This window comes from Trichocoleus sp. FACHB-40 (genome assembly GCF_014695915.1).
Lineage (GTDB): Bacteria > Cyanobacteriota > Cyanobacteriia > Cyanobacteriales > FACHB-T130 > Funiculus > Funiculus sociatus.
Genome location: NZ_JACJPF010000030.1, coordinates 1 through 25,820 on the forward strand (window position 1 = coordinate 1; position 25,820 = coordinate 25,820).

Annotated in this window: 29 protein-coding genes and 4 pseudogenes; 23 read left to right on the plus strand and 10 right to left on the minus strand. The window is 46.4% G+C overall.

The window, feature by feature from the left end; all coding sequences use genetic code 11:
* Positions 1-86: 86 nt before the first annotated feature.
* Entirely contained in the window at positions 87-962 is an 876-nt protein-coding gene (locus H6F63_RS02650) for a hypothetical protein (protein ID WP_190634664.1), read from the minus strand.
* 274 nt (positions 963-1,236) lie between these two features.
* Here H6F63_RS02650 and H6F63_RS02655 point away from each other — a divergent pair.
* Both H6F63_RS02655 and H6F63_RS02660 read left to right on the plus strand, forming a co-directional pair.
* Positions 1,237-1,410: pseudogene (locus tag H6F63_RS02655) on the plus strand (NADP-dependent oxidoreductase); the annotation flags it as partial.
* Between the two features lie 158 nt (positions 1,411-1,568).
* A complete protein-coding gene (locus H6F63_RS02660; RefSeq protein ID WP_190634667.1) occupies positions 1,569-2,531 on the plus strand; it encodes an aldo/keto reductase in 963 nt (320 codons plus the stop codon).
* Between the two features lie 119 nt (positions 2,532-2,650).
* On the opposite strand, the gene H6F63_RS02665 is transcribed toward H6F63_RS02660, so the two are convergent.
* Positions 2,651-3,871, minus strand: coding sequence for an MFS transporter (locus H6F63_RS02665; RefSeq protein ID WP_190634669.1), 1,221 nt, complete (start codon positions 3,869-3,871; stop codon positions 2,651-2,653).
* Positions 3,872-4,690: 819 nt separating this feature from the next.
* Here H6F63_RS02665 and H6F63_RS02670 point away from each other — a divergent pair.
* On the plus strand, positions 4,691-4,930 hold the full coding sequence (locus H6F63_RS02670; RefSeq protein WP_190634672.1) for a hypothetical protein: 240 nt from the start codon (positions 4,691-4,693) through the stop codon (positions 4,928-4,930).
* Between the two features lie 188 nt (positions 4,931-5,118).
* Here H6F63_RS02670 and H6F63_RS02675 read toward each other — a convergent pair whose 3' ends face one another.
* From H6F63_RS02675 to H6F63_RS29185, 3 genes are read right to left on the minus strand one after another with little or no spacing between them, the layout of a single operon-like run.
* Positions 5,119-5,313, minus strand: coding sequence for a hypothetical protein (locus tag H6F63_RS02675; protein WP_190634674.1), 195 nt, complete (start codon positions 5,311-5,313; stop codon positions 5,119-5,121).
* Positions 5,314-5,352: 39 nt separating this feature from the next.
* The gene (locus H6F63_RS02680) at positions 5,353-6,123 is read right to left on the minus strand and encodes an alpha/beta hydrolase-fold protein (RefSeq protein WP_347276762.1); all 771 of its coding nucleotides are present in this window, start codon (positions 6,121-6,123) and stop codon (positions 5,353-5,355) included.
* On the minus strand, positions 6,074-6,247 hold the full coding sequence (locus H6F63_RS29185) for a hypothetical protein (RefSeq protein ID WP_199297587.1): 174 nt from the start codon (positions 6,245-6,247) through the stop codon (positions 6,074-6,076). The genes H6F63_RS02680 and H6F63_RS29185 overlap by 50 nt, the downstream gene beginning before the upstream one ends.
* A 726-nt stretch (positions 6,248-6,973) precedes the next feature.
* Here H6F63_RS29185 and H6F63_RS02685 point away from each other — a divergent pair.
* The 3 genes from H6F63_RS02685 (at position 6,974) to H6F63_RS02695 (ending at position 8,446) form a co-directional block, all read left to right on the plus strand.
* Entirely contained in the window at positions 6,974-7,180 is a 207-nt protein-coding gene (locus H6F63_RS02685) for a chlorophyll a/b-binding protein (protein ID WP_190634676.1), read from the plus strand.
* 99 nt (positions 7,181-7,279) lie between these two features.
* Positions 7,280-7,735 (plus strand): DUF4383 domain-containing protein, encoded by a 456-nt coding sequence (locus H6F63_RS02690; protein ID WP_190436529.1) that lies wholly within the window; start codon positions 7,280-7,282, stop codon positions 7,733-7,735.
* A 276-nt stretch (positions 7,736-8,011) separates the two neighbouring features.
* The gene (locus tag H6F63_RS02695; protein ID WP_190634678.1) at positions 8,012-8,446 is read left to right on the plus strand and encodes a hypothetical protein; all 435 of its coding nucleotides are present in this window, start codon (positions 8,012-8,014) and stop codon (positions 8,444-8,446) included.
* 144 nt (positions 8,447-8,590) lie between these two features.
* On the opposite strand, the gene H6F63_RS02700 is transcribed toward H6F63_RS02695, so the two are convergent.
* On the minus strand, positions 8,591-8,836 hold the full coding sequence (locus H6F63_RS02700; RefSeq protein ID WP_190634679.1) for a hypothetical protein: 246 nt from the start codon (positions 8,834-8,836) through the stop codon (positions 8,591-8,593).
* Between the two features lie 15 nt (positions 8,837-8,851).
* A complete protein-coding gene (locus H6F63_RS02705; RefSeq protein WP_190634681.1) occupies positions 8,852-9,385 on the minus strand; it encodes an HAD-IIIA family hydrolase in 534 nt (177 codons plus the stop codon).
* Between the two features lie 677 nt (positions 9,386-10,062).
* On the opposite strand from H6F63_RS02705, the gene H6F63_RS02710 reads away from it, so the two are divergent.
* The 4 genes from H6F63_RS02710 (at position 10,063) to H6F63_RS02725 (ending at position 13,559) form a co-directional block, all read left to right on the plus strand.
* Positions 10,063-11,091 (plus strand): hemerythrin domain-containing protein, encoded by a 1,029-nt coding sequence (locus tag H6F63_RS02710; RefSeq protein ID WP_190634683.1) that lies wholly within the window; start codon positions 10,063-10,065, stop codon positions 11,089-11,091.
* A 116-nt stretch (positions 11,092-11,207) separates the two neighbouring features.
* Positions 11,208-11,603 (plus strand): hypothetical protein, encoded by a 396-nt coding sequence (locus tag H6F63_RS02715; protein ID WP_190634685.1) that lies wholly within the window; start codon positions 11,208-11,210, stop codon positions 11,601-11,603.
* 278 nt (positions 11,604-11,881) lie between these two features.
* A complete protein-coding gene (gene gorA / locus H6F63_RS02720) occupies positions 11,882-13,225 on the plus strand; it encodes a glutathione-disulfide reductase (protein WP_190634687.1) in 1,344 nt (447 codons plus the stop codon).
* 112 nt (positions 13,226-13,337) lie between these two features.
* On the plus strand, positions 13,338-13,559 hold the full coding sequence (locus tag H6F63_RS02725; RefSeq protein ID WP_190634688.1) for a hypothetical protein: 222 nt from the start codon (positions 13,338-13,340) through the stop codon (positions 13,557-13,559).
* Here the strand turns inward: H6F63_RS02725 and H6F63_RS02730 are convergent.
* The 3 genes from H6F63_RS02730 to H6F63_RS02740 form a co-directional block, all read right to left on the minus strand.
* The gene (locus tag H6F63_RS02730; RefSeq protein WP_190634690.1) at positions 13,521-14,627 is read right to left on the minus strand and encodes a hypothetical protein; all 1,107 of its coding nucleotides are present in this window, start codon (positions 14,625-14,627) and stop codon (positions 13,521-13,523) included. The two genes, H6F63_RS02725 and H6F63_RS02730, sit on opposite strands and share 39 nt — an antisense overlap.
* A gap of 76 nt (positions 14,628-14,703) precedes the next feature.
* Positions 14,704-15,222: a DUF29 family protein gene (locus H6F63_RS02735; protein ID WP_190634710.1), complete on the minus strand. Its 519-nt coding sequence runs from the start codon at positions 15,220-15,222 to the stop codon at positions 14,704-14,706.
* Positions 15,223-15,325: 103 nt separating this feature from the next.
* Complete coding sequence (locus H6F63_RS02740; protein WP_190634712.1) at positions 15,326-16,435, minus strand: ATP-binding protein; 1,110 nt, start codon at positions 16,433-16,435, stop codon at positions 15,326-15,328.
* A gap of 312 nt (positions 16,436-16,747) precedes the next feature.
* Here H6F63_RS02740 and H6F63_RS02745 point away from each other — a divergent pair, with 312 nt between their 5' ends.
* The 13 genes and pseudogenes from H6F63_RS02745 to H6F63_RS02800 all read left to right on the plus strand — a co-directional run bounded on the left by H6F63_RS02745 (position 16,748) and on the right by H6F63_RS02800 (position 25,614).
* A complete protein-coding gene (locus H6F63_RS02745; protein WP_190634693.1) occupies positions 16,748-17,083 on the plus strand; it encodes an NADH-quinone oxidoreductase subunit K in 336 nt (111 codons plus the stop codon).
* Entirely contained in the window at positions 17,080-18,513 is a 1,434-nt protein-coding gene (locus tag H6F63_RS02750; protein WP_190634696.1) for a cation:proton antiporter, read from the plus strand. Before H6F63_RS02745 ends, H6F63_RS02750 begins: the two co-directional genes overlap by 4 nt.
* Complete coding sequence (locus H6F63_RS02755) at positions 18,510-18,899, plus strand: Na+/H+ antiporter subunit E (RefSeq protein ID WP_190436485.1); 390 nt, start codon at positions 18,510-18,512, stop codon at positions 18,897-18,899. Before H6F63_RS02750 ends, H6F63_RS02755 begins: the two co-directional genes overlap by 4 nt.
* A gap of 8 nt (positions 18,900-18,907) precedes the next feature.
* The gene (locus H6F63_RS02760; RefSeq protein ID WP_190634714.1) at positions 18,908-19,159 is read left to right on the plus strand and encodes a hypothetical protein; all 252 of its coding nucleotides are present in this window, start codon (positions 18,908-18,910) and stop codon (positions 19,157-19,159) included.
* Entirely contained in the window at positions 19,156-19,434 is a 279-nt protein-coding gene (locus H6F63_RS02765) for a monovalent cation/H(+) antiporter subunit G (protein WP_190634698.1), read from the plus strand. Before H6F63_RS02760 ends, H6F63_RS02765 begins: the two co-directional genes overlap by 4 nt.
* A complete protein-coding gene (locus H6F63_RS02770) occupies positions 19,427-20,014 on the plus strand; it encodes a DUF4040 domain-containing protein (RefSeq protein ID WP_190634700.1) in 588 nt (195 codons plus the stop codon). Before H6F63_RS02765 ends, H6F63_RS02770 begins: the two co-directional genes overlap by 8 nt.
* Positions 20,011-20,670: a Na(+)/H(+) antiporter subunit B gene (locus tag H6F63_RS02775; RefSeq protein WP_190634702.1), complete on the plus strand. Its 660-nt coding sequence runs from the start codon at positions 20,011-20,013 to the stop codon at positions 20,668-20,670. The genes H6F63_RS02770 and H6F63_RS02775 overlap by 4 nt, the downstream gene beginning before the upstream one ends.
* Before the next feature lie 786 nt (positions 20,671-21,456).
* Positions 21,457-21,750: pseudogene (locus tag H6F63_RS02780) on the plus strand (SulP family inorganic anion transporter); the annotation flags it as partial.
* A gap of 48 nt (positions 21,751-21,798) precedes the next feature.
* Positions 21,799-22,000: pseudogene (locus H6F63_RS29770) on the plus strand (SulP family inorganic anion transporter); the annotation flags it as partial.
* A gap of 138 nt (positions 22,001-22,138) precedes the next feature.
* Positions 22,139-23,272 carry a sodium-dependent bicarbonate transport family permease gene (locus H6F63_RS02785; RefSeq protein WP_190634704.1) on the plus strand — a complete coding sequence of 378 codons (1,134 nt, stop codon included), beginning with the start codon at positions 22,139-22,141 and terminating at the stop codon, positions 23,270-23,272.
* An 85-nt stretch (positions 23,273-23,357) separates the two neighbouring features.
* Positions 23,358-23,690 (plus strand): hypothetical protein, encoded by a 333-nt coding sequence (locus H6F63_RS02790; protein WP_190423542.1) that lies wholly within the window; start codon positions 23,358-23,360, stop codon positions 23,688-23,690.
* Between the two features lie 31 nt (positions 23,691-23,721).
* Positions 23,722-24,048: pseudogene (locus H6F63_RS02795) on the plus strand (STAS domain-containing protein); the annotation flags it as partial.
* 141 nt (positions 24,049-24,189) lie between these two features.
* Complete coding sequence (locus tag H6F63_RS02800) at positions 24,190-25,614, plus strand: cation:proton antiporter (RefSeq protein WP_190634706.1); 1,425 nt, start codon at positions 24,190-24,192, stop codon at positions 25,612-25,614.
* Positions 25,615-25,820: the final 206 nt, after the last annotated feature.

Consider the following 25,820-nt stretch of genomic DNA (forward strand, 5'->3'; position numbering starts at 1 on the left):
CGGGTAGGTCGGCAAATGCTTCGACAATAGCCAATTGAGACATTGGTGGTTGGCAGTATCGTGAGATGACTTCAATACCATATCAACTACTCGATTAGAATGAAATAGCCCTGCATCCCAGGTAGAGTTTCATTGATAAGATCAAGCAAAAACTCTTTCTTTTGGTTAACTACTTGAGGAAAAACAAAAATTGCTGTTGGCTGAGATGAAAAATCTGCAAATCCGACAATTTCATTATCTGAGTTAACTAATAAAGGCAGGAAATCATTGTTTTGAACAGTCTTTCTTTCATCTTGCAACCATATTGTTGGATGTTGAAAAACAGCTAAATATGTAAAATTTTTAAGATATTTACAAATGAGATTTTCTATGTCTCCACCTCTATTAGAGGAAACGATATTATGACCTGCCTTATTGCGGACTAATTTAGAATATGGAATAAACTTATAAAGGGAATGATTCACAGATTTCAGCTCCTGATAGCCGCGACGACGTGTTATCAGTGCCGAGTGGTATTCGATTATTTCCTGTGGGCCAGAAAGTACGATGACTAATGTTTCTTTTTTTAAAAAATCTTCTTGCAGCCTATTTCCAAGAATGTTTGCAGAGAAGGGTCGTGGGTCAAAAATTGTTTCGGGATAGCTGCTGAGTAAAATAAATTTTTCACTCCCTTTTGATGATATTCTCGTGTGTTCAATCTCCTTATATTCAATTGGTTCAGGCTCTTGCAAATCCACAATTAAAATGTCATATTCATGGAGATTATGTGGGAAATAAAAATTTGGTAAGACTGGATGGCTAGGATCTCTGCCTGAATTTGGTACTTTTACCGTGGAACCTAAAGTACCACTAAAACATTGCAATCCTTTATCTTGTAGCGCTTCAATGATTTCTTGATCTAGATCGATGGCGCAAATTCTAGGTTTATCTTTAATCTGAGAGTTTGAAGAGTTATCTGTCATCACTAATCACAAACTACATTTCTATTCAATTTTAGCCAATTTCTGTCCGATGTTATTGTTAGATGGATATCATGAAGACTTCATCTCAATCATTGAAGCAGGCGAATTGAATATATTGCAAATCACATTTGGTAACGCTCTCTAATTATGTCTGAAGAAAGATGTTAATCTAGCGAGCTACGACTCCAATCATTAGTAGGCTTGTTGGGATGATTGTCCAGCCTGGTACAGCACTAATCGATGCTCAACGCATGGGAAGAAATAGGAATTATCAATGCCTAATTCAACTAACCAACAAATCTTACTCAAAAGCCGCCCAGTTGGGGAACCCAAAGAGAGCGATTTCGCCTTGGTCGAAACCCCAATCCCAGAACCAGGGGAAGGCGAAGTTCTCAACCGCACGATATACCTGTCCCTCGACCCCTATATGCGCGGTCGTATGAGCGATCGCGTAACGCATCAACTCAACCATCTGCCTCATATCTCCCAAATTGCCAACAGTCAGTTCTAGTGTGTCTCTAGCAAGATGTTGTGAACTTTTCCTTGCGTTTGAATTTGCTCATAGCTATATGCACTTAAGCAATAGCTGGCAGACAAGGAGGGAAGATGTCAGAAAGTGCGTCAAACTCAGAAATGGTATACCGAACTCTCGGTAGTACAGGAGAGAAAGTTTCCGCGATCGGATTGGGTGGTTGGCACATCGGATTGAAGTATGTTGATGAGCAACTGGGTATCCGGATTGTTCGCACTGCGATCGACCGTGGCATCACCTTTATGGATAACAGTTGGGATTACAACGGTGGAGCCAGCGAGATTCGCATGGGGAAAGCTCTCCGCGATGGCTACCGAGACAAAGTATTCCTGATGACGAAAATTGACGGTCGCTCCAAGAAAGAAGCCACAAGACAGCTAGATGAATCACTGCAACGCCTGCAAGTTGATTGCATCGATCTGGTCCAGCACCACGAAATCCTCCGGTTCGAGGACCCGCATCGAGTTTTCGATCCAGAAGGGGCAAATGCCGCCTTAATTGAGGCGCGGGAAGCTGGCAAACTCCGATATATTGGCTTCACCGGACACAAAGACCCCCAGATTCATCTGCATATGCTGGAAGTTGCAGCCAGTTATGGGTTTAAATTTGATGCGGCTCAGTTGCCGCTGAATGTGATGGATGCACACTATCGAAGCTTTGCGAAGCAGGTTGTGCCAGAACTGGTTAAACAGGACATCGGCATTCTTGGCATGAAAAGCATGGCAAACGGGATTCTGTTACGGTCAAATACGGTAACGCCAATTGAGTGTCTGCACTATGCCCTGAATCTACCCACATCGGTTCTGATTACCGGAATTGACAGCATGGAGATTCTCGATCAAGCGTTTGAAGCGATGCGGACATTTCAGCCAATGAATGACGAGCAAGTGCGATCGCTCTTAGCAAAAACAGCAGAAGCCGCATCACGCGGCGAGTTTGAGCCATTCAAAACCTCATCAATTTTCGACAGCACTGCCCAGAATCTAGATTGGCTGGGAGAGGAGCCACAGCGCATCCAGCAATTGATGCCAACGTAATCGAGAGAGCAGATCGAGTCGATTGATCTGTTATCTAAGAGCTAATGCAGCTTAAATGATGGGAAGGTATCGTCAAACACACAATAATGAGCTTCCGTCCTAACCATAGAGAAGTTCACTTATCCTGTGGTTTCAGATTGCTTTACGTTGCTCGATATATGCCATGCCAGCCAGCGGTGTAGCAGCATCATCAATGCTGCCAGTGGCAACATCAGAATTGGAATAATTTCCAAACTAACCCAGTCAGCCAGAAAACCGATGCTCGTTGGAATGCTGGCTGCGCCCAAACTGGCGAGACTGCTGAGAAAGCCGATCGCGGCTGGAACTAGGGGCGCGGCAACCCGTTGTGGCACGAGCAACATTGTGGTGGGATAAATGGCAGCTAGTGCGAGTCCCATTATAGGCAGGCTCAACACCTGATCGGGCAGTAACCACCAAGTTAGTAGTCCGATCGCCAGCAAAATCAACGACAAGTCGAGCATACGGACAGTTCCCAGGCGTTTGATGCCGTATCCCATTCCCATCCGTCCAATTGTCAGTCCCATCCAGTAGGCAGTGATGCTGTAGCCTGCCACCATTTCCGGTGTTTTCCGGCTGATAGTCTGGACACTATACGCCCAGTTGCCGATTGAAACCTCAGTCCCGGCATAAACCAGCAACAGCAGACCTGATACTAATACAGCAGGCGTGCGGAGCGTAGTATGGAGATTTGCCCTAGCATCTCCACCAGATACTTTCACCTGCTGAGTAAGGGGCTTGTAATCTGTCGCGATCGCCCAAACCATCCCCGCCACTAGCAGAAAGACAACGCCCGCAAACACGAGATACACCATGCGCCAAGGCAGATGCATCCCCAACAGAGTTGTTGCGATCGCAGGGCCGAGTAATGCCCCTGTGCCATAGAAGCCGTGCAGCATTCCCATAAAGTGGGCATGACGTGAATCGTTGACGATATAGGTGTTGATACCCGCATCAATCAAACCAATTCCCAGCCCCAAGACTGTACCAGTCACAACCATAACTACCCAGAGTGGCGCACTGGCGTAAATCATCAAGGCACCTGTTAAGAGAGTGGAGGCAAGCAGTAACACACGAGCCAACCCTATGTGATTGCTCAGCAGACTGCTGGTAAAGGCAGCCACAAGATACCCTGTAATCTGACTGAGAAACAGCAGTGTAACTGTTGCCGCAGTGAGATCGAAGGTTTGCATGATTGAGGGCAGCAGCACACCCAACCCACCTTCTGCCATACCGATCGCAATAAAGGCATAAAACGCAAGGATAAGACCTAACCGGGCTGGAGGCTGAGCGTTGGTTATTTGTTTATTGCGTTGAGGCATACAAGGACTGGTACAAAGGTTATTCAATATCTTCAGATATTACGCAAGGGTGAGGGTGAAGATGGGTGTGGTAGCAAGAAGGGGTTTGAGACTTTCTAAGTCAATGCCCAAGACTGATACACTATGAAGTTGGTCGAGTACCTCCAACATACTGAACTCCTCCTCAACCCGGAATCCTCGCTCTAGCGCAAATTGTTTAGTATGCTCAAGGTTATTAAACCCCGTTTCAGTGAATGACCGACCCGTAAAGCTTATTCACGAATTAAAAGTCAATGTTCAAAAAACTATATTGGTTGTCAATCTGGAGGTTACTGCTCCAGCCAATTCCATTTCTCCCAAACAGATCAAAGAAGTCCAGAAACTATTGCAGCAAGAATAAAAAAACGTTACCTTCAAAGTGCGACTGATTCCTGCTAATGAGTTTGAAGCTCAGCCTGAATTATATGATTGATATGCCTTTAGTTGCATCATTTTAAAAATTATTTTGCAGTACAGAAGGGTTGGCAAAAATTTATCACTTTGATTAATGGGTGAATAAAAAATACTTTGATAGCTTTTAGCTCGGCAGCTTTATCAAAACAGCGATTCTACAGGCTGTCCTGTAGGAATCGCAATTTGCAAAAGCGGCAAGTCTTACTTATTCATCGCACCAACAGTAAATGTTAAACATGATTCCGATTGTACATACCTTAGGCAATTATTCTTAAACGTAATTTCATATAGCATTAGTCATAGATCCAGTCCTGTCTGAGGATAGAAGACCTACAAGAAACTGAAGAATATTGTTGTAAAATAACCTAATTCAAAAGGTACAAATTTATGACAGTAGATAATCCTCAAGACAATCGGCAAGATGACGTTAAATATGACCCTCAAAATAATCCTGGAAGCGAAACAACTGTACCAACTACAGAAGAGGGTGACACTCCGCTTGATGAGAGATATCGTATGACCAGTCAACAAGCCGATTCTGAAGTTAGTTCCGGTGCGGAACCTGAAGCTCCAGGAGCTGCTCCAAAGGTGGTTGGCGCTCCCAATCAAGGAACTGACTCTCGTTAAAAAGATTCCTGAAAATTGGGCAAATCTAAGTGTTTATAAATTCCTGGCAATAGCCAACTTCATTCACCTTGACGGGCGTGTCATCCCTCCACGATCCGGTTCGCTGCTTCAACCAAATCACTAGCGATTATCTCTGGTTGCCGGTAAACACCGAGATAGTCCTTCTCTTCCTTATTAATGAAAGCAGTTTACACAGCGCAGGCAGCACCTTGAGCGTCCGGTAGCTGCCTGCATGGGAGAGGGCGAGCATCTCGTAAGGTTTGGGCAAACCACAGTTCCAGAGCATGAGGAGGGGCACCCAGCTCTACCAATCTCTGGCGGGGCTTGTTCAAACTGAAGCAGGTGCCGATGATGTCGAATACTACGGTACCTTTCGTGTTCATTTAGGGTTGATAAATCTAGAATTCTACGAGAATGCCCCGCTACGTAGTGAACCAATCCAGTGCAGAGTCTGCGATCGCAGGAGGAATTGTGTGGGGGCCGTCGAACTCCCGATAAACCACATCGTAGCCAGCACGCTGCACCTGCGGCACTATCTTACGGCTACAAACATCGATCGGTAAAACAGAGTCTCGCGTGCCGTGCGAGATGAACAGACGCGGTTCGCCAACCTGTGAAGCTGGTGCCATAAACCCCGGCGAGAACGCTATGACATGGCTGAACAAGTCGCCGTTAGTGATGCCGACACTAAGGGCATAGGAAGCCCCGTCGGAGAAGCCCGCGATCGCAATCTTCGTGGGGTCTACAGCATAGCGGCTAAACGTCTGCGCCAGCGCCTGGTCAATCAAGGCGATATCCAGGCCGTACCCACCCAACAGCACATCCCACGTCTGGCGGCGTGAGGCAGGTGCCACCAGGATCACTCCAGCGGCATCGGCGAGATTTTGGAACGGAGTCAATCCGCCGCGTGCGTCGCCGCCTGCGCCGTGCAGCATGACCACCAGTGGTGCGGGTCGCGAAGCTTGGTAATTTTTAGGCACGTAGAGGAGTCCGTCGCGCTTGGTGGAAAGTCCCAATGGTTGCAGACCGCTTGGTGCCGTTCCCGTCGGCTGCGTTGGTCGCGCCAGCAGCCGTCCGTTCATAGATGCCTGATCCTGATTCTGTGGTTTGTCTGTTCTCATTGATGTAATTCTCTCCATAGAGTTAGTCGTGCAGGCTGATCCAATTGCCCCAGTGATGCTTACCAAAAACATTCCAAGTAGGTGCCTTCGCCTCAATCGCGAACCGATGTTGGTTTTCTGCTTCAGCATGATGCCCATGCTTCTCCTGTTGTGAAAAGCGAATTTTTCTCCCGGCACCAATGAGAGCAAATGACATCTTGCACTAGATAAGTAAAATGTTCTCGATTAGCCATAGTGAGCGTTCCTTGTAAGGTAAAAAAGGAAGGTGCTTTCGGGGGTATGCGGGAAGGCAAGAAACTGCGATCGCAAGCTGATCTGAAAAGACGAAAAGAAATAACTGTAGGTTGATAAGCTTTCAGGTAATCGGCTATAACCTAGAGGCGATTTTTTTGATATTCATAAGTCGCTTGATGGGGTATCTAAATTTGCTTCTTCAGGGGATTAAGAATTTCAACAAATCTCTCTCCCGTGGCAGTAGTAGTGCGCGCAATGTTTCAGATGGAAGCGTGGTGGCTGTTCGCCTTTCCCCTAAAGCGGCTGAGCAAAACAGCTCGCAGTCCAGATAATGATTTTAAAATGTTATTAAAAGTTAGATAACGATGGCTCTTGTCTCTACCAAACAAGATTAACAGCTAGGGCTTTTTGCAACGCCTTTCTCAGGTAGGAGCGTAAAGTCAAGGCGACTGTATTCGTTTTTACAAACTGACTTCATAATAGCTTGTGTCATCAGTAGGATGAGGTGACAACGGTAATCGAGATGTTGTCCGTAAATAAGAATACTTTTTCTTGTGCCGATATTAACAGTTGAGCGTTACAAATCCAATCTTTAGATATAGGTAGGATGCAATCCTAATGGTAGACAATACTAGCAAATCTACTCGGTAGCATGAAATTGAAGCAACGTCATTAAGAACTATCGATCATGAAGACTTCAACCATCAATACTGCTAAAACCCCTACGGTCGCTCCAGCTTACAACGGTGACGATCGCAATGCCTGGATTTTAGGCTGGAACCCACAGCAAGAGCTATGGAACGGTCGCCTAGCAATGCTTGGTTTTGTCGCCTATCTTCTTTGGGATCAGGCTGGTTATAGCGTTCTTCGGGATGTCCTCCACCTGGTTCGCTAGAACTTGAATTGTCAGTTACAAGCTGTCTTTTGTTTCTCTAACAGCAGTAAAACACTTTTTTAGTCCACACCAAAAATTTTTGAAAATCAAAATATTGCTATGCAAACATCAAAATCTTCAGATTCCTCAATTCGTTACAGCGCTCTAGGCTTAGGTCTCCTTTTCTTGTTACTTGGCTTAGCTGGATTTGTGCCTAGTTTTTTCACTGCCTCTGAGAACTTTACCTCCGAACCAGGCTTTGGCTATATATTCGGCGTATTCCCCACCAACTACTTTCATAATGCAATTGGCATTTTAGTGGGTGTTTGGGGAATTGCTGCATTTACTAGCTTAAGCGGAGCAATCGTGTTCAATCGCATCTTCGCTCTCCTCTATGCAGCAGGTGCTATTTTAGGGTTACTGCCCTTTGCAAATACCCTGTTTGGGCTGACACCACTTTTTGGAAATAATATCTGGCTCAATGCACTTACTGCTGCGATCGCTTTCTACTACGGATTTGTGAAGTCCGCAGAAATCGGTATGTCGAGTTCATCGAATGCTCAACCCAGCGTATAACAAGAATACCTTCTCTAAGTAGAGAAAGTGTTCTAATGCTTATCGCAGGAAATTATTTCATCTGCCTTTCTCGGCACTTCTTCTAAGATGCAGAAGTAGTCTCACAAGGACTACTTTTTTTTGCGAGCGTTGAACTTTCAGTTTAATCACCGCATCAGGGGTATTAGGTACACACAATCAGCTAATTAATTGTTGTGCCGCTGGGTTGCCAGTGAGATGATGCTTTAATGTTATTAGTGAGGAAGTAGGGTTAAGCAGCGTTATATCTTGCCTACAATGGTTGGGAGTAAAGAGAGGATTATTCAAAAGATTTATTGGGTAGTAGACCACTACGGGGATTTCAACCCGCAACAGTACAGCCAAATTGCATCGGTATTGCAAAAGTTGGACAGTGCAGAGGTCTTCGAGATTCTCTACACCGTTTTGACTAATGTTGATCGACCTGCAACAAGATTTGCAGATCAACAATTTGCGGGAAGATTGCTACTTGACCTTCAACCCACCTGTACCCTTGAGCTAACAGAAGCAATTCAAGGTTTATTGAAAGGCTACAACTTGAGTATTGAGGAACTTCCTTGGTATTTTGCACAGCAGTATGGCAAGCAGGTAGTTCTAGAAATACTTGAAAAACTCACAAGTGAATTGACTGGTGAGCAACAGCAGCAAAGTATTAAGACATGGGAATGGTGGTTACAGGCTTGCAAAGATTAGGTGTTTAATTGATTTTGGAAGCATTGCACGGCACAACAACACTGTTGCAACGGGCTGGCTTAAGTCCCTGGCATGGTTGTAAAGGTGCTAGCAGCCGCCTCGTTGGGCAGCTTGTTCGTCTTCGGGGCGATCGCCTACATATGGTCATACCTCCTGCTGTGCTTGAATTTCATTCAGCAACATCTCATCAGAATAGGATTTTTCCCATTCGCCCTCAAGTTTGAGCCGCACCGACTTAGCGCCACCACTCGGCGTACAGACGACCCAGTAGCTATCCTCCTGTCCTTTAACCTGAGCCGCATCCTGCTTTTCTGCGTTGTTGGAAAGCCCAGAATAGGCTTGAACGCACGTCCAGGTAATGCCGTTGCTATCCGTAATCTCTCGTTCCATGACTATCCTCTCTTGTTACCGTGCTTCTGTCAGGTTGGGAGCGATCGCTTCTTGATGTTGCTCGATCCAGTCCCATGCCCATTGAAAGCTTACACCTACTCGTTGGGCAGCTTGTTCATCTTCCGGGCGATCGCCTACATACAAGGAATTTTGCGGGGTGTGTTTGTGTCTAACCATTGCTAGTTGCAACATACCCGATTGCGGTTTGCGGTACTGTCCAGACCACTTGGTTTGGCTGTGGTTATGAACATTGTGATGAGTGACGCGGAAACATTTTCTGCCCTCAAAGTCGGGACAGAAGTAGATTTCTCTCAATGGGAATAACTCAAGCGTGTATTGCTGTTCCTTGATGCACTCTTGCATAGACTTATGACCTGCGGCAACTCCACCTTGGTTGGTGATGCCAACAATAATCCAATCGTCTTTGTAGGTGCGAAGAGCAATATCAGCACCTGCAATAATGCGTTGATCTTTGGGATGTTGGAAGTGTTGCTGTCCGCTAAGTGGTTCGCGGAGTGTGCCGTCTAGGTCTATTAGTAATAAGGCCATCGTTCCTTGATGAAATTCCCTGTTTTATTAACATCCTAAACGGCGATCCATTGCTTCTCCTCTAGCTAATGGTATGCACTGCTGAGGCGCTCGACCTATCAACCTATCTTCCTCATGATTTGACTATTAATTTAATGTGTAATTCAAAATACAAATAATGGACAAGGTGTTTCGTTGTAATTTAAAGGGTGACATTAACGCATTTTATCACCTACAAATTATCTAATTTTAAAAAAAAATCATCCCAAAGATGAAGGTAGGCATCGATTAAGTGCTATAGGGTTAACTTGAGCTAGTGGAAGATGTGCGGCGCAAGCTGGAATTAGTGCTGGTTGATTCCGCTGACGAAGTATTGACAGCAACCCCGTCACCCGTAAAGCAAACGGAAGTGATGTTGGTTGGCTAAATCCTTTGAGCAAGGGGACTGTTTAGTGAATTGTGACTTGAGGGAAAAGCAAATCGATGGTGAAATCTAAGTTGTAGTGATAGTAACAATCAGCCTTAACCCAAAACTATTCCTTCGGTCAAGGTAAGACAGGCTCTTAGGATGAAGCTGTAATGAATGAATACTTTTAAGCTTTAAGGCTGAGAGATGCTTCCGGAGAAGGAGCTTCCCAAATGCAATCTTACGACGTTGTAATTATTGGGCCAGGTCATAACGCAAAGGAGTAATGAAAATGGTATCGACTCTTGATGACACCAAGCGCCTTGCAATTGCCACAAAATTGGCGGATATGAAAGCGCTACAAAATCTCCTGATTAACAACGAGGAGAAATTAATTCAGGATTGTACTGATGATCATATTCGCAAGCGCCTACAGGATATGCTCGAAGACGATCGCAAAAACCTGGGTGTTATCGATACTGCGATCGTTCAGTACGGTGTCCAAAGTGAGCTTAAGGAGACAACCCAGAAGCTCTTAGAGGAAGTTCAGATAATGGAAGGCTCTGAGCTAACTTTGTTTGAAAAAGTATTTGAGCAAGAATTGCTCAAGCATAAGCAAACCATGACTGGACTGCTAATCCACAAAGCTGCTCAAGTTGTTGGTGCTGATATTGAAGCTGCGATCGCTCCTTTAAATGCAGTTAACTTTGAAAACCGCGCTCATCAAGAGCAACTGAAAGGGGTTCTAGAGATTCTGGGTGTTCGCGAACTCACAGGACAAGACGCAAAGCAGGGACTGTGGGCGCGGGTTGAAGATGCGGTTGCAGCCTTAACAGGCGTTGCTGGTAGTGTGGTGACGCGCACCGACGATGAGATGAGTATCCGCGACCTTCTCCGCATGGATCATACTAAAGCCGATACCTTATTCGCGGAAATTTTAGGTGCTGACGATCCTCAAAAAATTCAAGAGTATTTTGGACAACTGTATAAAGATATAAAGGTTCATGGTACAGCCGAAGAACAAGTTCTCTATCCGGCAATTCGTCCGTATTACGAACATACGCAGGAAATATACAAGCAAACCGATGAAGTGATGGAGATGTTAGATGAAATTAAGCCTCTAGATCCTGCTTCATCTGAGTTTAAAGCCAAAATTGAGCAGTTAAGAACGGCGACGCGGAATCACATAAATCAAGAAGAAGAAGATGTATTCGCCCTAATCAAAGACAACTTCAGCCACGAGCAGCAAAAGCAAATGGCTACCGATTTCAAAAGAGTTAAAAGCAAGCTACAAGAACAGATGACGGCTGCCAATGCTTAATAGCAAGCTAATCAAAAACAAAGTGAATAGCTAAGTCTTCCTTAGCTATATCTTGACCCTTATAACCATCAACTAACACCTTTTTATCAAAAAGCATTTTCGGGCTTTGTGCAACCATGAATAATCCGACGACGTGGAAGTATGTATTTAAAATCAAAGCGGTGATCAATTGGATTGAATCTCTGGCTTTGCTATTTGCCGACCGATGGATTCGTGAGTTGATTGGTGAGAAACCCCTCACCAATCCTGAGTATTTACAACTGTTTCTCGTATTGGTAATTGTGATCGGAATTGGCTATTGGTGGGTCAGTCAGGACATTTCCCGCAATCGTGAAATTGTAAAACTTGGAGCTTACGCGCAATATTCTGTCTTCGGTGTGCTGGCTTATCAAACTTTGATAGGCAATGTTCACCCACTTTATCTAATTCCAGGTGTCATTGACCTTACTTTTGCGATTCTCTTCAGTGTATTTCTATACTCTTACGCTCAGAATAAACCAGCATTGGAGTGAATATTCAGAAGGGCTAACAAGAAACTTTCTATCCAGGCTTAGAGATGATTGAGCCTTAGAGGATGTCCCAGAAGTGTCAAAAGTTTTGAGCCCTCCCCAGCCCCCGCGCTAACGCGCCGCTGCGCTAGAAAAAAGGGAGGAGAATCAAGTCTTAGTCCCCTTAAAAAGGGGGATTTAGGGCGATCTCCACCCTAGAATCATCTCGATTATGACTTTTCAAACATCCTCTTAGAAAAAAACCTTTAGCATAAGTTTGGTAAACATAAACTAATTGAGTTATGAAATTTGATTATGACCTTCTTGTAATTGGTGCGGGGCCTGGAGGACTTTCTGCTTCCGAACAGGCTGCTGGCTATGGCGCTCGTGTTGCGATCGCAGAACAGGATTCAGTCGGGGGTACTTGTGTTATCCGAGGCTGTATTCCTGAAAAACTAATGTCCTTTGCTGCTGAGTTCTCTGATAATTCTCAAGTTGCAGCAGGCTATGGCTGGAATCAAGCCGAATACGCCTTTGATTGGCAGCAATTCATTGCGGCTAAGGAGCGGGAAATCCATCGTCTGAGCCAAGTACACAATCAAAAACTTGAAAAAGCAGGAGTCGCGCTGATTAAGGGTAAAGCCACCTTTATCGATGCTCATACCTTAGAGGTTGCAGGACGCCTAATTACTGCTGACAAAATTTTGATTGCGGTGGGAGCAAAAGACGTAAAACCAGAGATACCGGGAAGTGAAAATACCATCACTTCCAGCCAACTCTTTAGTCTCAAGCAGCAACCCAAGCATATTGCAATAGTCGGTGGTAACTATATTCCCGTGAAATTAGCGGGTATCCTGAACAATCTCGGATGCCAAGTTACTCAAGTATTTCTGGAAGACCATATCCTATGTGCTTTTGATGAATCTCTTGCCTTAGCTGTGCAAGAAGGGATGGCCAAGCGAGGGATTCAGATTCTCGAAAATACTACGGTAAAAGAAATCAAACGTGTGGGAGATGAGCTGGATTTGATACTGTCAGGAAAAAACACAAACATATTGAGTGTGGATACTGTCCTGTTTGCTCTATGTCGTACTCCTAATAACAGTGGCTTGGATTTGGAGAAAGCTGGTATTCAGCTCCAAAGAGGTGCGATTGTGGTGGATGAGTACAACCAAACGACACAAGGGAATATTTTTGCAGTTGGGGACTGTATCAACCGAATTAATTTTACTCCGGTTGCGATCGCTCAAGGTCGCGCTTTTGCTGATACTCAATTTGGCAACAACCCCCGCACGGTTTGCTATGAATACGTTCCATCAACGGTTAGTTCTCAGCCACAGGCGGCTACGGTTGGCTTCAGTGAAGCCGAAGCGCGTGAAAAACTGGGTGACTCGGTGCGATGCTATTGCTCCAAGTTTCGTCCCCTTTTACACAGTCTGACTAACCGAGATGAGAAAACCCTAATCAAGTTAGTTGTTGATAGTCACTCAGATCGGGTGCTAGGCGCTCACATGGTGGGTGAGGGGGCGATAGAGATTATTCAATGTCTGGCTTTAGCCCTCCGCGTAGGCGCAACCAAGAAACATTTCGATGAAGCCATCGGCATTCATCCTTCAATTGCCGAAGAGTTTCTCACTATGCGTTAATCCTACCGATCTACTTCTAGTTCTACCTCAAATAAGAGCCTCTTGCCCTCTGCCTTCTTTAACTCAGGCGCTGGCGAAGCCACAAAGCAAACAGAGGCAGAGCAAGTCGGTAGTGTTGTTCAGAACCATAAATCAAGCCTTTGTGCTGCAATCGGGCGATCGCTGTTATTGTATCCACCAACCCGAAACTGCGATCGCTTCCCTTCAAAGAATGTTAGACAAAGAGCGATCGCTCTTTTCGTTGCTGATGAGGAGAGATGCGATCGCTGCCTCAGTTTATGTGAGAAGTCTTGATTCAATTCTGAGAATCATCTGGCGAACTGTCTATATCTGAGTTAAGGTTTTTCTCCTGTTTAAATTCTGGTTTATTATTCCTTTTTGTTAGGTCTAAAGGCGGCTGTGCAGGTTGTCCCATGAATTTTTGCCAGTCTAAAGGCGGCTGTGCAGGTTGTCCCATGAATTTTTGCCAGTCTAAAGGCGGCTGTGCAGGTTGTTCCATGAATGATTTTTGAAATTTTTGCCAGATTGGCATTCTCTCCCAGACATCTTGAATATCCTGTTTTGCTTCGATACGCTCTTTCTCAGATAATTCAGGTTTTGCCCCATCAAGCAGAGCAAATATTTCTTCTTTTTTGGTCAGCAAAGCATTAATGACACCAAGGCGTATCGGTCGATGATGCATTACTTTATGACGTTCCTTTATAACAAATTTAATCGATTTCTTAAGTTTATCCCACTCTTTTTTATCCTGAAAGTATCGAGCAAAGACATCCCAAAATGCAAACTTATTAGTTTTCTCTATCAGTTTGTTTCTGACTTCCGCAACTGATGCACAATTTGAAAGCAATTCTATAAAATCGCTTACAGAAAGTATTCTACTCTCTGACCATTCAGATGTTTCCGCCGTAATTATTTTGATTAAGTCATTAAATTGAGTACACTCTAAGGGGTCTAGTGGCGTACCGTCTTCTTGATGCTCCTCTTGAATCGGCTGAACTTTACTCCGGAGATCGGCAGGAGCAGTAGTATACCACCAATCGAATCCAGAGACTTCTGTAAGGGCTTGACTAACAAATACTCGAAAACGTTGTTCTATAGCCGCTAAGATTGGGTAGGCTTGCTGCCGTATTTCATCCCCTACTTCATCAAGTAAACGCTTGGTTTTAAGTTGAGATGGTGTGATAAATACTTTATTAACTTTGTCATGGCAAGTATCAATAATTTCAAGCTCTCCTTCAAGCGTTAGCTGAAGAGATGTTGAATACATTGCCTCTACTGACAAATGGATATTGGGGAGGAATTCTTGAAGTACATCCGTAACCTTATGTTCAAGTTCTTCCTTAGCAATTTGTGTATTGTCAAACAAAAGCTTTAGAGAGTATCGTTTCTTATCTTGAGGCATTTTTAACCTTTTCCTCTCTCCAGTCTCATTCCTTTAGCATAGCTGAGTACGGTGGGTACTGCCCATATAGCAACTTTCATCGCCTACCCTCTTTCCACTCTTCCCCACCTGGTAGCTGAAGTAAATTCTCATCAATGATTGCTGGTAACATCTTTGCCGAATGTACATACGTTAAATCGAGCAATCTCTGAGCCGTTATAAGTATCTCTGTTCTGTCCACCAACTCAGAGAGTTGAAATGAATTATAGGCACCATCCATAGCTTCTACACTTGCTGGACGAATTGCCGCCTCAATTGCCTCTTCTAGAAAAGGCTCCCATTCATCTTGCTTGATGTAGTAAGAGGTTTTATTCTCTTTGAGATTTAATTTTTGAATTTGTCGGAGAGAATCTGAAATTGAAGCTACCCAAGAATTGGTTAAACGCTGCTCAATTTGGTTTTTAATCAAGTGAACCAGCATTCTGACCAGAAAAGATTCGATATTACGGAGGATTGCTTGTTTACTCATCCCCTCTAGCTCATCCACGATCGCCAAAGCATCTGCATAGCGTCCTTCTAAGATGCTAGTTCTTAGGTCGATTAGTTCCTGAGTCATAAAAGCTACCTTCACAGATAGACGCTGATAGGCTGAATATAGCATTCACCCACCTCACATCTTGCACTACCCCCTTAAGCGATCGCTCCCGCACAGTTTGGTATCAACTGAGGCGCTGGCGAAGCCACAACGCAAACAGAGGTAGAGCCAGTCGATAGCCTTGTTCAGAACCGTAAATCAAGCCTTTGTGCTGCAATCCCGCGATCGCACCTTGAAGACTCCCCCCTCTAGACAGGCAATGCTTGTGAATGTAATCTCGACTTTGCGGCTTGTCAGTGGGGTCTAACGCCAGAGACTCCAACAGATGCGCCTGATTAGCTGGAAGCAGCATCAGTAATGACTCGAAGACCATCGATAGGTCGGCTAGCAGTTCTTGGATTGCCTGCTGGACGTGCCAATCGCGAATTAGCCCGTCAGACACTCGTACTGACTTGAGGCGCCGCACCAGTGCCGAAGCATCGCCTAAGTGTCCCTGCACCGCATTGACAAAGAGTTCCAGCGCTTGCGATCGCGGATCGAATGTCAACCCTTCGCCATGCAAAACTTCCTGAACCCAAGCAGCAACAACATCATTAGCTAAGGGAGCCAGCTTCACGATTTCCAAATGATTCCCCGGTTCATCAGCATGAAGACTGATTTCTGCAATCGTTGCCACCAGTACATAACTCACCTGAGTCTGGCGCTCGATTTCTTTCCGCAAAAATGTTTCCCACACCCCATTGCGATCCCAAGAGCGGATATGGGGAAAGCTTTCCAAAATCAGCACCACCCGTCCGCCCGAAGATTCGGCTAACCCTTGCAGGAGATCGAGTAATATCTCAAATGCGCTCCATTGCTGCTCTTGGCTCTCTACCCGAACGGGTTTCAGCCGCTCTCTACCATTCCCTTCGTCTTGCAGGACAAATAATTCATCTGCCTTGCGTTCAATCCACTCTCGCATGAAAACTTGAGCAGTAGCACTTTGAAACGTCTGGTCTATACTCTCGCACAGCAATTGCACGAAGCGCTGACCATCAGTAACCCGGATGCAGTCAACCTCCACGATTTTAACTCCAACTTCCTGAGCTGCCCGCCGTACCAGAGTCCGCCGTCCGCTTCCCGGCACTCCAGCAATTAGCAGGTCGCCATCACGGGCTAAAACTTGGGTAATTCGCTGGAATTGCGCTTGCCGCCCGATCAATTGAAACGGTGCTGATAAATCCACAAGATTCAAGGCTTTAGCGTCCCGCTCCCAAGTGTAGAAACCTTCCGGCGGTACGCCTTGACTCGTTGGCAAGCCGCCAACTGTATCGGTGGACGAGCCAGGGCTGAGGTTAACCATTGATTTGCCAATCGATTCTGTCATCCGGCTATTGCTGCGTGTTTTATCCTACCCGTTCTCAAGCTCAAACCAACAAGTTAGTGTGGCATGAGTCTATAGTTCACCCTGGCACTTTTCAATAGTGTTAATGTTCTTTGGCACTATTGAAAAGTGCTATATATGTTTTAGCACCATTTGACAGGCATTTACTCATAGGCAATTCCCGTGTTAGAAGCATTCGTCTTCGCAACAATATTCTGCGGATTTTTCGGCATCATCCTTAAAAAGAACCTGGTTATGAAGATCATCTCTATGGATGTCATGAGTACGGGGGTTATCGCCTATTACGTACTGGTTGCATCGCGAGATGGTTTATTCACACCCATTATTTCAGACGGCACAAATGTCGCTTACTCTGATCCGGTTCCCCAGGCGGTGATATTGACGGGGATTGTGATCGGCTTTTCAATTCAGTGCGTAATGCTGGTCGGTGTCATGAAGCTGGCACGGGATAATCCCACCCTGGAAACCAACGAGATCGAGAAGAGCAATACGCCATGAATACCATTACCATCGCATGGATTGCACTACCGTTTTTTTTGGGGTTCACCATTTATCTGTTCCCCAAACTTGACAAAACTCTCGCACTGTTTACAGCTTTTGCTTCGGCTGCATATGCGTTGCAGCTATTTGTCACTCAGTCGCCACTGACACTACAGTTACTAGATCATTTCGGCGTCACATTAATCGTCGATCAGTTAAGCGGCTACTTTATATTGACCAATGCGCTAGTAACAGCCGCAGTCATTCTCTACTGTTGGCACAGCGATAAAACAGCTTTTTTCTATGCACAAGCCATCATCTTGCATGGCAGCATCAATGCCGCGTTCGCCTGTGCGGACTTTATCAGTTTATACGTGGCGCTAGAGGTCAGCGGGATTGCTGCGTTTCTCTTGATTGCCTATCCCCGCACCGATCGCTCGATTTGGGTTGCCTTGCGCTATCTGTTTATCAGCAACACGGCAATGCTGTTTTATCTAGTAGGCGCGGCGCTAGCCTATCAGAGCAATCATTCGTTTAGTTTTGCAAGTTTGCGCGGCGCACCGCCGGAGGCACTTGCCCTCATCTTTCTGGGACTCTTGGTTAAGGGGGGAATCTTTGTATCAGGATTGTGGTTGCCATTGACCCACTCGGAATCGGAGACGCCGGTATCAGCGATGCTGTCGGGAGTTGTGGTAAAAGCCGGCGTCTATCCGCTAGTGCGTTGTGCGCTGATGGTGGAGGAGGTCGATCCGCTGATTCGGATCTTCGGAGTCGGGACAGCGTTGCTGGGCGTGTTCTATGCCGTCTTTGAAAAAGATACCAAGCGGATGCTGGCGTTTCATACGATTTCGCAGTTAGGCTTTATCCTCGCTGCCCCAATCGTAGGTGGCTTTTATGCACTGACTCACGGACTGGTCAAATCGGCACTCTTCCTGATTGCAGGTGCTTTACCGAGCCGCAACTTCAAGGAGTTGCAACACAAGCCCATCAATACAACCGTCTGGATTGCTCTGGTCATCGCCAGCTTCTCGATTTCAGGCTTTCCCTTATTGTCTGGCTTTGGGGCAAAGGTGTTGACGACGAAAAATTTACTGCCCTGGCAAGCGATCGCTATGAATGTTGCAGCTTTGGGAACAGCAATCTCGTTTGCCAAATTCATATTCTTGCCGCATAAAGCGGACGGCGAGGAGGTAGTAAAGCCCGGTTTCTGGCCAGCGACGATCCTGCTGCTCGGTGGCTTGTTTGTGGCAAACGTTGTCTATTACGAAGCTTATAGCCTTGAGAATATCGTAAAACCACTTGCAACCATCGGCCTTGGCTGGTTGGCGTATCTTTTGATTTTTAAACGATCCGTACTCAAGCTGCCCCGTGTTGTGGAGCAATTTGAGCATCTGATCGGTGGAATGAGCCTAATGTTGCTCCTGCTCTTCTGGATGGTAATGGCATGATTGGACATCTGAATCTGATATTGCGACTGGCCATCTGGTTTTTGCTCACCGCCAATCTGAGTGTGGCAAATATCATCATCGGCGTCAGCATCGCACTTCTATTACCGGGACGCCCTAAAACCCCGGAAGCATTAAACGATTGGCTGCGGGCGCTATGGGAAACCCTCGTGGCGATTCCGCAGGCATATATGGAAGCCTTTGAAATGATCGTCCGTCCCCATAGTTACGAAGATGTGACGATGGAACGAGTCAAACCCGGACGGACATCCGGACTCATCTTCCTGGATATATTTCTGATCACCTTTACGCCCAAGACCATTGTCTTGAAGTACCACGAAAATGGCTGGTACGAAGTTCACTGGGTACGACGGAGGAAAAAGGCATGAACTTGGCACTGAACTGGGCACTGATTGCAATGATTCTGGCTTTGCTCATACCCATGTACGAGGCTTGGCAAGATGACGATATTTGGCAAAAAATGTTGGCATTTGCCAGTATTGCAACCAAAACATCAATCATGATCCTGGTTGTATCCGTCTTACGGGATGATTGGATGCTCGGTGTTACAGGGGTAATCATCCTGAGTGTAGGTAATGCCGGATTAATGTTGTTGGCACAAGTCCTTAAACGAATCAATGAACTATGATCAACGCGCTTAGTTATACCTGCATAGGTATAGGAATTTTCTTCTGGTTTTGGGGAACCTTTCCCCTAATCGGGCACCGATCAGTATTATTCAAGCTGCATACTCTTTCGGTTGCCGATACGCTAGGGAGCATGATCATCATCGTCGGACTGCTTCTGAAGATACCTAGCGAATGGCCGCTGCTGATCCTTGGCATTATCACTTTGGCAATCTGGAATACAGTGCTGGGGTATGTGTTGGCATACTGTTCCAGCAGTGGAGGTAGCCATGAATGATAGCTATATCTATGTCATAACCGCTCTGCTGCCGTTGTCCGCGTTGATGCTGGTACTTCAGTCCAATCCTTACCATGCTCTGGTAGTGCAGGGAATACTGGGAGCAGTGGCAGCATTGGTATTTGCGGTTTTGGGGGCGGCGGATGTTGCTTTGACCCAAGCCTTGATGGGGACTCTGCTGGCGATTACGCTTTATGCGATCGCAGTGCGTTCATCGCTGGTGATGCGTCTTGGTGTACTCGAAGACGGAGCGCTCAAGGCAGATGAGGAGTCCCATTTAGGGCAACTGATGAATGAGTTACGAACAATTTTTGGCAAACACTATATGCGTCTTGAGGTAGTCCCGTACACGAATACGCAGGCTTTGCACCGGGCGCTGATGGACAAAGAAATCCATGCGACCTGTGCCCGACCACAGCAGGATAATCAAGACCCTGTAGCGAGTGAGGACGAACAGCAACCCTATCACACCACAACTAGGGTTCGACGCCTCTATGACATCATGCGAACCGAACTTTCGTCACCAGCGACAAGCCTAACCTATGTAAATGCATCAGATTCAGGGGAGGAACATAAATGAAATGGGTTTACATTGCAGCGGGGATAGCGCTGTTCGTCAAATTCCTGATCATGCCCAATCCGGCACCGGACTTATCGCTCTCGATCGTCCAAACGCTTGTACAAGAGAGTGGAGTACCTAATGCAGTTACGGCCGTCATCCTCAGGAATCGGCTGTATGACACGATCTTTGAAGTGGTGGTATTTACGATCGCGGTAATGGGTGCAAAGTTTCTACTGGCTGATGAAAGACCGTTCTGCACGATCTATCAGTTCACCGATCAACCATCGATTGTTATGGCGCGTTTGGGAGCAACAATTGCCGCGTTGGTGGGTATCGAACTGGCGATTCGGGGGCATCTGAGTCCCGGCGGTGGTTTTGCGGCTGGAGTAGCGGGTGGAACCGCGATCGGTCTTGTTGCGATTACCTCATCATCGGAGTGGATGCAGGCGATCTACAAGCGCTGGCACGCCGCTACATGGGAGAAGGTTTCGGTTCTTATTTTCATTGTCCTGTCGGTCATAACTCTAGCCGGATTTGAATTACCGCACGGAGAATTGGGTGCACTTTTTAGCGGCGGGGTTATCCCCCTGCTGAACATCCTAGTCGCAGTAAAGGTTGCGTTGGGTTCTTGGGCGGCTATTTTGGTTTTTATTCATTATCGGGGATTGTTGTGAGGGGAATTAAACTCCAGCAATTATCATTTTGAACAAAATAGTGAGTGCAGACCCTGCTCACTCTCATCTCCGACCATCATTTTAAGTTTGAGTGGGAGTGAGCTTTGCAAAAACAAAGTCAGCAACCGCAAAATATTTACTGATTTGTTAAGCGCATCTTTACAGAGAATTAGGATGAGTATCAGTTGATGCTGTAAAAGTGGGGGATTATTAGTAACCGCTTCAGTGGCTATGTTACTGGCGTTGCCCTTTTTGATTAATCTTTCTTATAGGGCTGATTCTTCTGACTTACTTACTGCTGTTATAGTTTTCAGCAAAGCAGCTTTACCTATATTAATAATATGTTGGTTTGATAAGAGAAATATATAACTAGAAGAAGTATGTATAACTGATACATTCAGTATGAAATTGTGCTATCGGAGATTAAGCTCATTCCCCGCATCAATGACAGGAGATTTCACATTATTAATCATCACCCAGTACATCTCCCTGTATACAGAGAATCATCAACCGATGGTTTGGTGGCTCTAATCTATAGGAAAGCTAAGATTTTTCAATGGATAATTGGCTTCCTTATTGATTAAAGAATGTCTATTTAGAGTATATTAAAAAACATTGAAGAATTAAATGATTTACAAGGTTGGAATTGCTAAGGGCATAGAGGCAGATATTTATTTAAATCTGCTCGGTTCTACTATTGCTGATTCCATAAAAAGCCAAAATTTTTGTCTTGCGATCGCTCAATTGTTCAAAGTCTGTACTGCCCTACTATTCATTCACTGTTCTATGTCAATTACCAATCGTATTCGTTTTAATAACCTGCGGGGTGACATCTTCGGAGGTGTCACGGCTGCCATTGTATCGTTACCCCTTGCCCTAGCTTTCGGGGTTGCCTCTGGGGTCGGACCCATCGGGGGTCTGTATGGTGCTGTTTGCGTCGGCTTCTTTGCGGCGTTATTTGGCGGTACTCCCACGCTGATTTCTGAACCAACTGAACCCATGACTGTGGTGATGACTGCGATCGTAATAGGACTCACAGCCAGCAATCCAGACAATGGTTTGGCAATGGCATTTACCGTTTAGTTCGTTTGATCTACCGTTCATTTACCTCAGTTATGGTAATCACCAATCTCATCCGGTTTTAATAACCTCGGGGGCGCTATCTTCGGCGGTGTCACGACTGCCGTTGTCTCATTACCCCTGGCTCTAGCCTTTGGGGGTGGGGGCCCTCGGCGGACTCTATGGGGCAGTTTGTGGCGACTTTTTTGCCGCCCTGTTTGGCGGTAATATCCCAACGTTGATCTGTGAACCGACCGGGGCAATGACCGTAAGCCCTGTCTATAGGTTCTCGTGCAACACCTGTGTTGTAGGGGTGAAGCGCCTCACTCTTACCCTCTTTAACTCTTTAAAGTTCATTTAGTTCATTTATTGCACTACTCCTCGTCAGAGGAGGCATAAGGAGGTATTCGTGGATTTTGTGTCCTTGTTTTTAATGGACTTCGTTAAGCAGTTGCAGTCCCCAACACTTGGTTTTTTGATTGGTGGTATGGTCATTGCCGCTCTCGGTAGCGAATTGGTAATTCCAGAGGCGATTACTCAGATCATCGTCTTCATGCTGCTCATGAAAATCGGTCTGACCGGTGGTCAGGCGATCCGCAATTCCAACCTAACGGAGATGATTTTACCCGCAGCGTTTGCTGTAGCAGTAGGGATTCTTGTTGTATTCATCGCACGCTATACGTTAGCCAAGCTGCCGAAGGTCAACACAGTGGATGCGATTGCGACCGGGGGGTTGTTTGGTGCTGTGAGTGGCTCTACCATGGCTGCCGCCCTGACGCTACTGGAAGAACAAAAAATGCCATACGAGGCATGGGCTGCCGCACTCTATCCCTTCATGGATATCCCAGCGCTCGTAACGGCGATTGTGGTGGCCAACATTTATCTCAACCACAAGAAGAAGCGTAGGGCAACAGACGAGTCTCTCAGCAAGCAGGAATATCTCAGCAAGCAGACCGTTGCAGCAGGCGATTATCCCGATCAGCAGGATTATCCCAGCAGCCGACAAGAGTATCTCAGAAAGCAGCAGTCTGCGGATAATCGGGTCAAAATATGGCCGATCGTGCAGGAAAGCCTCCAGGGTCCTGCCCTATCGGCAATGTTGCTCGGCATTGCTCTTGGCCTGTTCACCCAGCCGGAAAGTGTCTATAAAAGCTTCTACGACCCCCTCTTCCGCGGCTTGCTTTCGATCTTGATGCTGGTCATGGGTATGGAGGCTTGGTCAAGACTTGGCGAACTGCGCAAGGTAGCCCAGTGGTACGTCGTGTATAGCGTAGTGGCACCACTGGTGCATGGGTTCATCGCCTTCGGTCTCGGCATGATTGCCCACTACGCCACAGGATTCAGCATGGGCGGTGTTGTGATCCTGGCCGTCATCGCCGCCTCCAGTTCAGACATCTCAGGTCCGCCCACGTTGCGAGCCGGGATTCCGTCGGCCAATCCCTCCGCCTACATTGGTGCCTCCACAGCCATCGGTACACCCATTGCGATCGGCTTGGCAATACCGCTCTTCCTCGGGCTTGCCCAGGCGATAGGCGGCGGCTAATCCCAGACGGGTCAGCGGTCTGTCGGCGCTCCCTTGGCTCGGCAGACCAAATAGATCAAGATACATAGGTAAGGAGGTAACTAACATGGCCAAGCCAGCCAAAAAGCTCGTCATCGTCACGGAAAAGATTCTGCTGAAAAAGATCGCCGATATCATCGAAGAAGCCGGGGCAACCGGTTATACGGTTCTGGAAACTGGCGGTAAAGGCAGTCGCAACGTGCGCTCGTCGGGACAACCCAGCGTTTCTGACACCAATGCGAATATAAAATTCGAGGTACTCACCCCGGATCGGGATATGGCCGAGAATATTGCGGATCAGGTCGCAATAAAGTTTTTCCTCGATTTTGCAGGCATGATCTATATCTGTGACGCGGAGGTACTGTACGGGCACAGTTTCTGTGGACCAGACGGCTGTTGAATCGAGACGACGTAGACACAAAAAGCCGGGTTACCTGAGCGGTCTGATGATTTTTGGCTTGTCGAAGGCGATCGCACGGGAACACAATGCCATGAAGGAAGCCGATGCGCTAGTGATGGCTCTTAGCGATGTGCCCTTGCTAGGGGTGACGGCTTCGCTGGTGATCGAAAACGCGATTCCCGATGCCCATGATAAGGGGTTACAGGTCTATATTGTCGGTGCCAGTGAGAAAATTCAGCGCCGCTTGGAAAAGTTAGGACTGTTCGATCTGGTCAACCCAGAGCATATCTTAAGCGATCGCACCGAAGCCCTGCGTCAAGCGGTTGACCTGGTTTACGGCAAAGAGGTAGTCGCCTAAGCCGCTTCTTTGCAGGTTCGATGCATCGAGGCAACCTAATGCGTCAGAAAACTGACTGGCGTTCGCGTAGCGTGCTGTAAGCAATCGGTTGCCTCTAATATCAAATCAGGTTTAAATCGTTTTTACCACCACAACCTAATCATGTTTTTGAACCATACAATTACAGCTTTAAACTCTGGGATAGCATCCCTAATTGCTCCCATGCCCTTGTTGGCAACTGTCGAGGCAGAAAATTCACCGATTGTTATGGCTGGAGTTCTGCTGAGTTTAGTGGTGATTTATCTCGCCAGTAAACTCGGCGCAGAAGCAGCTAAACGATTAGATTTTCCACCAGTTCTGGGTGAACTGGTGGCAGGGGTGATTGTCGGGGTATCTGCTTTACACCTGATCATCTTTCCCGAAAGTGGGCTTTCCGCCGCAGACTCAGCGGTTATGACCGTGCTGCAATGGATTAATCATCTGTCTCCCGCAGCCCTCACGAGTGTATATGAGTCTCAGAGTGAAGTCATTTCAGTGCTGGCTGAATTGGGCGTAATTATTCTGCTGTTTGAAATTGGTCTGGAATCGGATCTCAGACAACTCAAAGAAGTGGGTACTCAAGCTGTGATCGTCGCCTGTGTCGGGGTGGCAGTTCCCTTTGCCGCTGGCACCGTTGGCTTGATGATGTTATTTCACACCCCTGCAATTCCAGCAATTTTTGCAGGTGCTGCTTTGACGGCAACGAGCATCGGGATTACATCCAAAGTATTGTCTGAATTAGGACAGCTTAAATCCAAAGAAGGTCAGATCATTGTTGGTGCTGCGGTTATTGATGATGTACTGGGAATCATTGTCCTGGCTGTTGTCGCCAGTTTAGCCAAAACGGGTGAGATTGATGTTTCTAATGTCATCTACCTGATTGTGAGTGCAACAGCGTTTCTGATTGGTTCCATTCTGTTGGGTGGCATCTTCAACAAAACCTTCGTTGCGATTGTGGAGAAATTTAAAACCCGTGGCAACGTTGTCATGCCAGCATTTATCTTTGCCTTCTTCATGGCATTTCTGGGCAGCGCAATTCATCTAGAAGCGATTTTGGGTGCTTTTGCCGCTGGCTTGGTTCTGGATGAAACCGATGCCCGCAATGAGTTAGATGAACTGGTGAAGCCAATCGCCGATCTACTGGTGCCGATCTTCTTTGTGACTGTGGGAGCGCGGGCCGATCTGGGTGTGTTGAATCCGACGCTGCCTGAAAATCGTGCCGGACTCTTGATTGCCGCATTTTTGATGGTGGTTGCCATCGTCGGCAAGGTGGTGACAGGTTGGGTGGTGTTTGGTCAGCCCGGAATCAATCGATTAGCGATTGGGGTTGGCATGGTTCCACGGGGTGAAGTTGGGTTAGTATTTGCCGGAATCGGTTCTGCAAGTGGAGTTCTGGATAAGCCGTTGGAGGTATCGATTATTGTCATGGTGATTCTGACCACATTTCTGGCACCACCGTTTCTGCGGATCGCTTTTGGTCAGCCAGTGGAACCCCCAAGCACAGGAGAACCTTCGAGTGAGGAACCAATTCTAGCGGGTAAATCTTAGTCTATGCCTTGAGCGCCTCCCACGACTGAAGTACGTGGGATTCGCCATTCATAGTTCATGGCGTTCTACGCAGTGAACCATGAACTATGAACTCAGAAATGTTGAATCTAGATACAAAACTTTACATAGTCGAATAGACTCTTCCTATCTAAGAGCTTTGAGTTAACATTTAGTTAACTTAGTCATCCAGTGTACATAGCTGATTT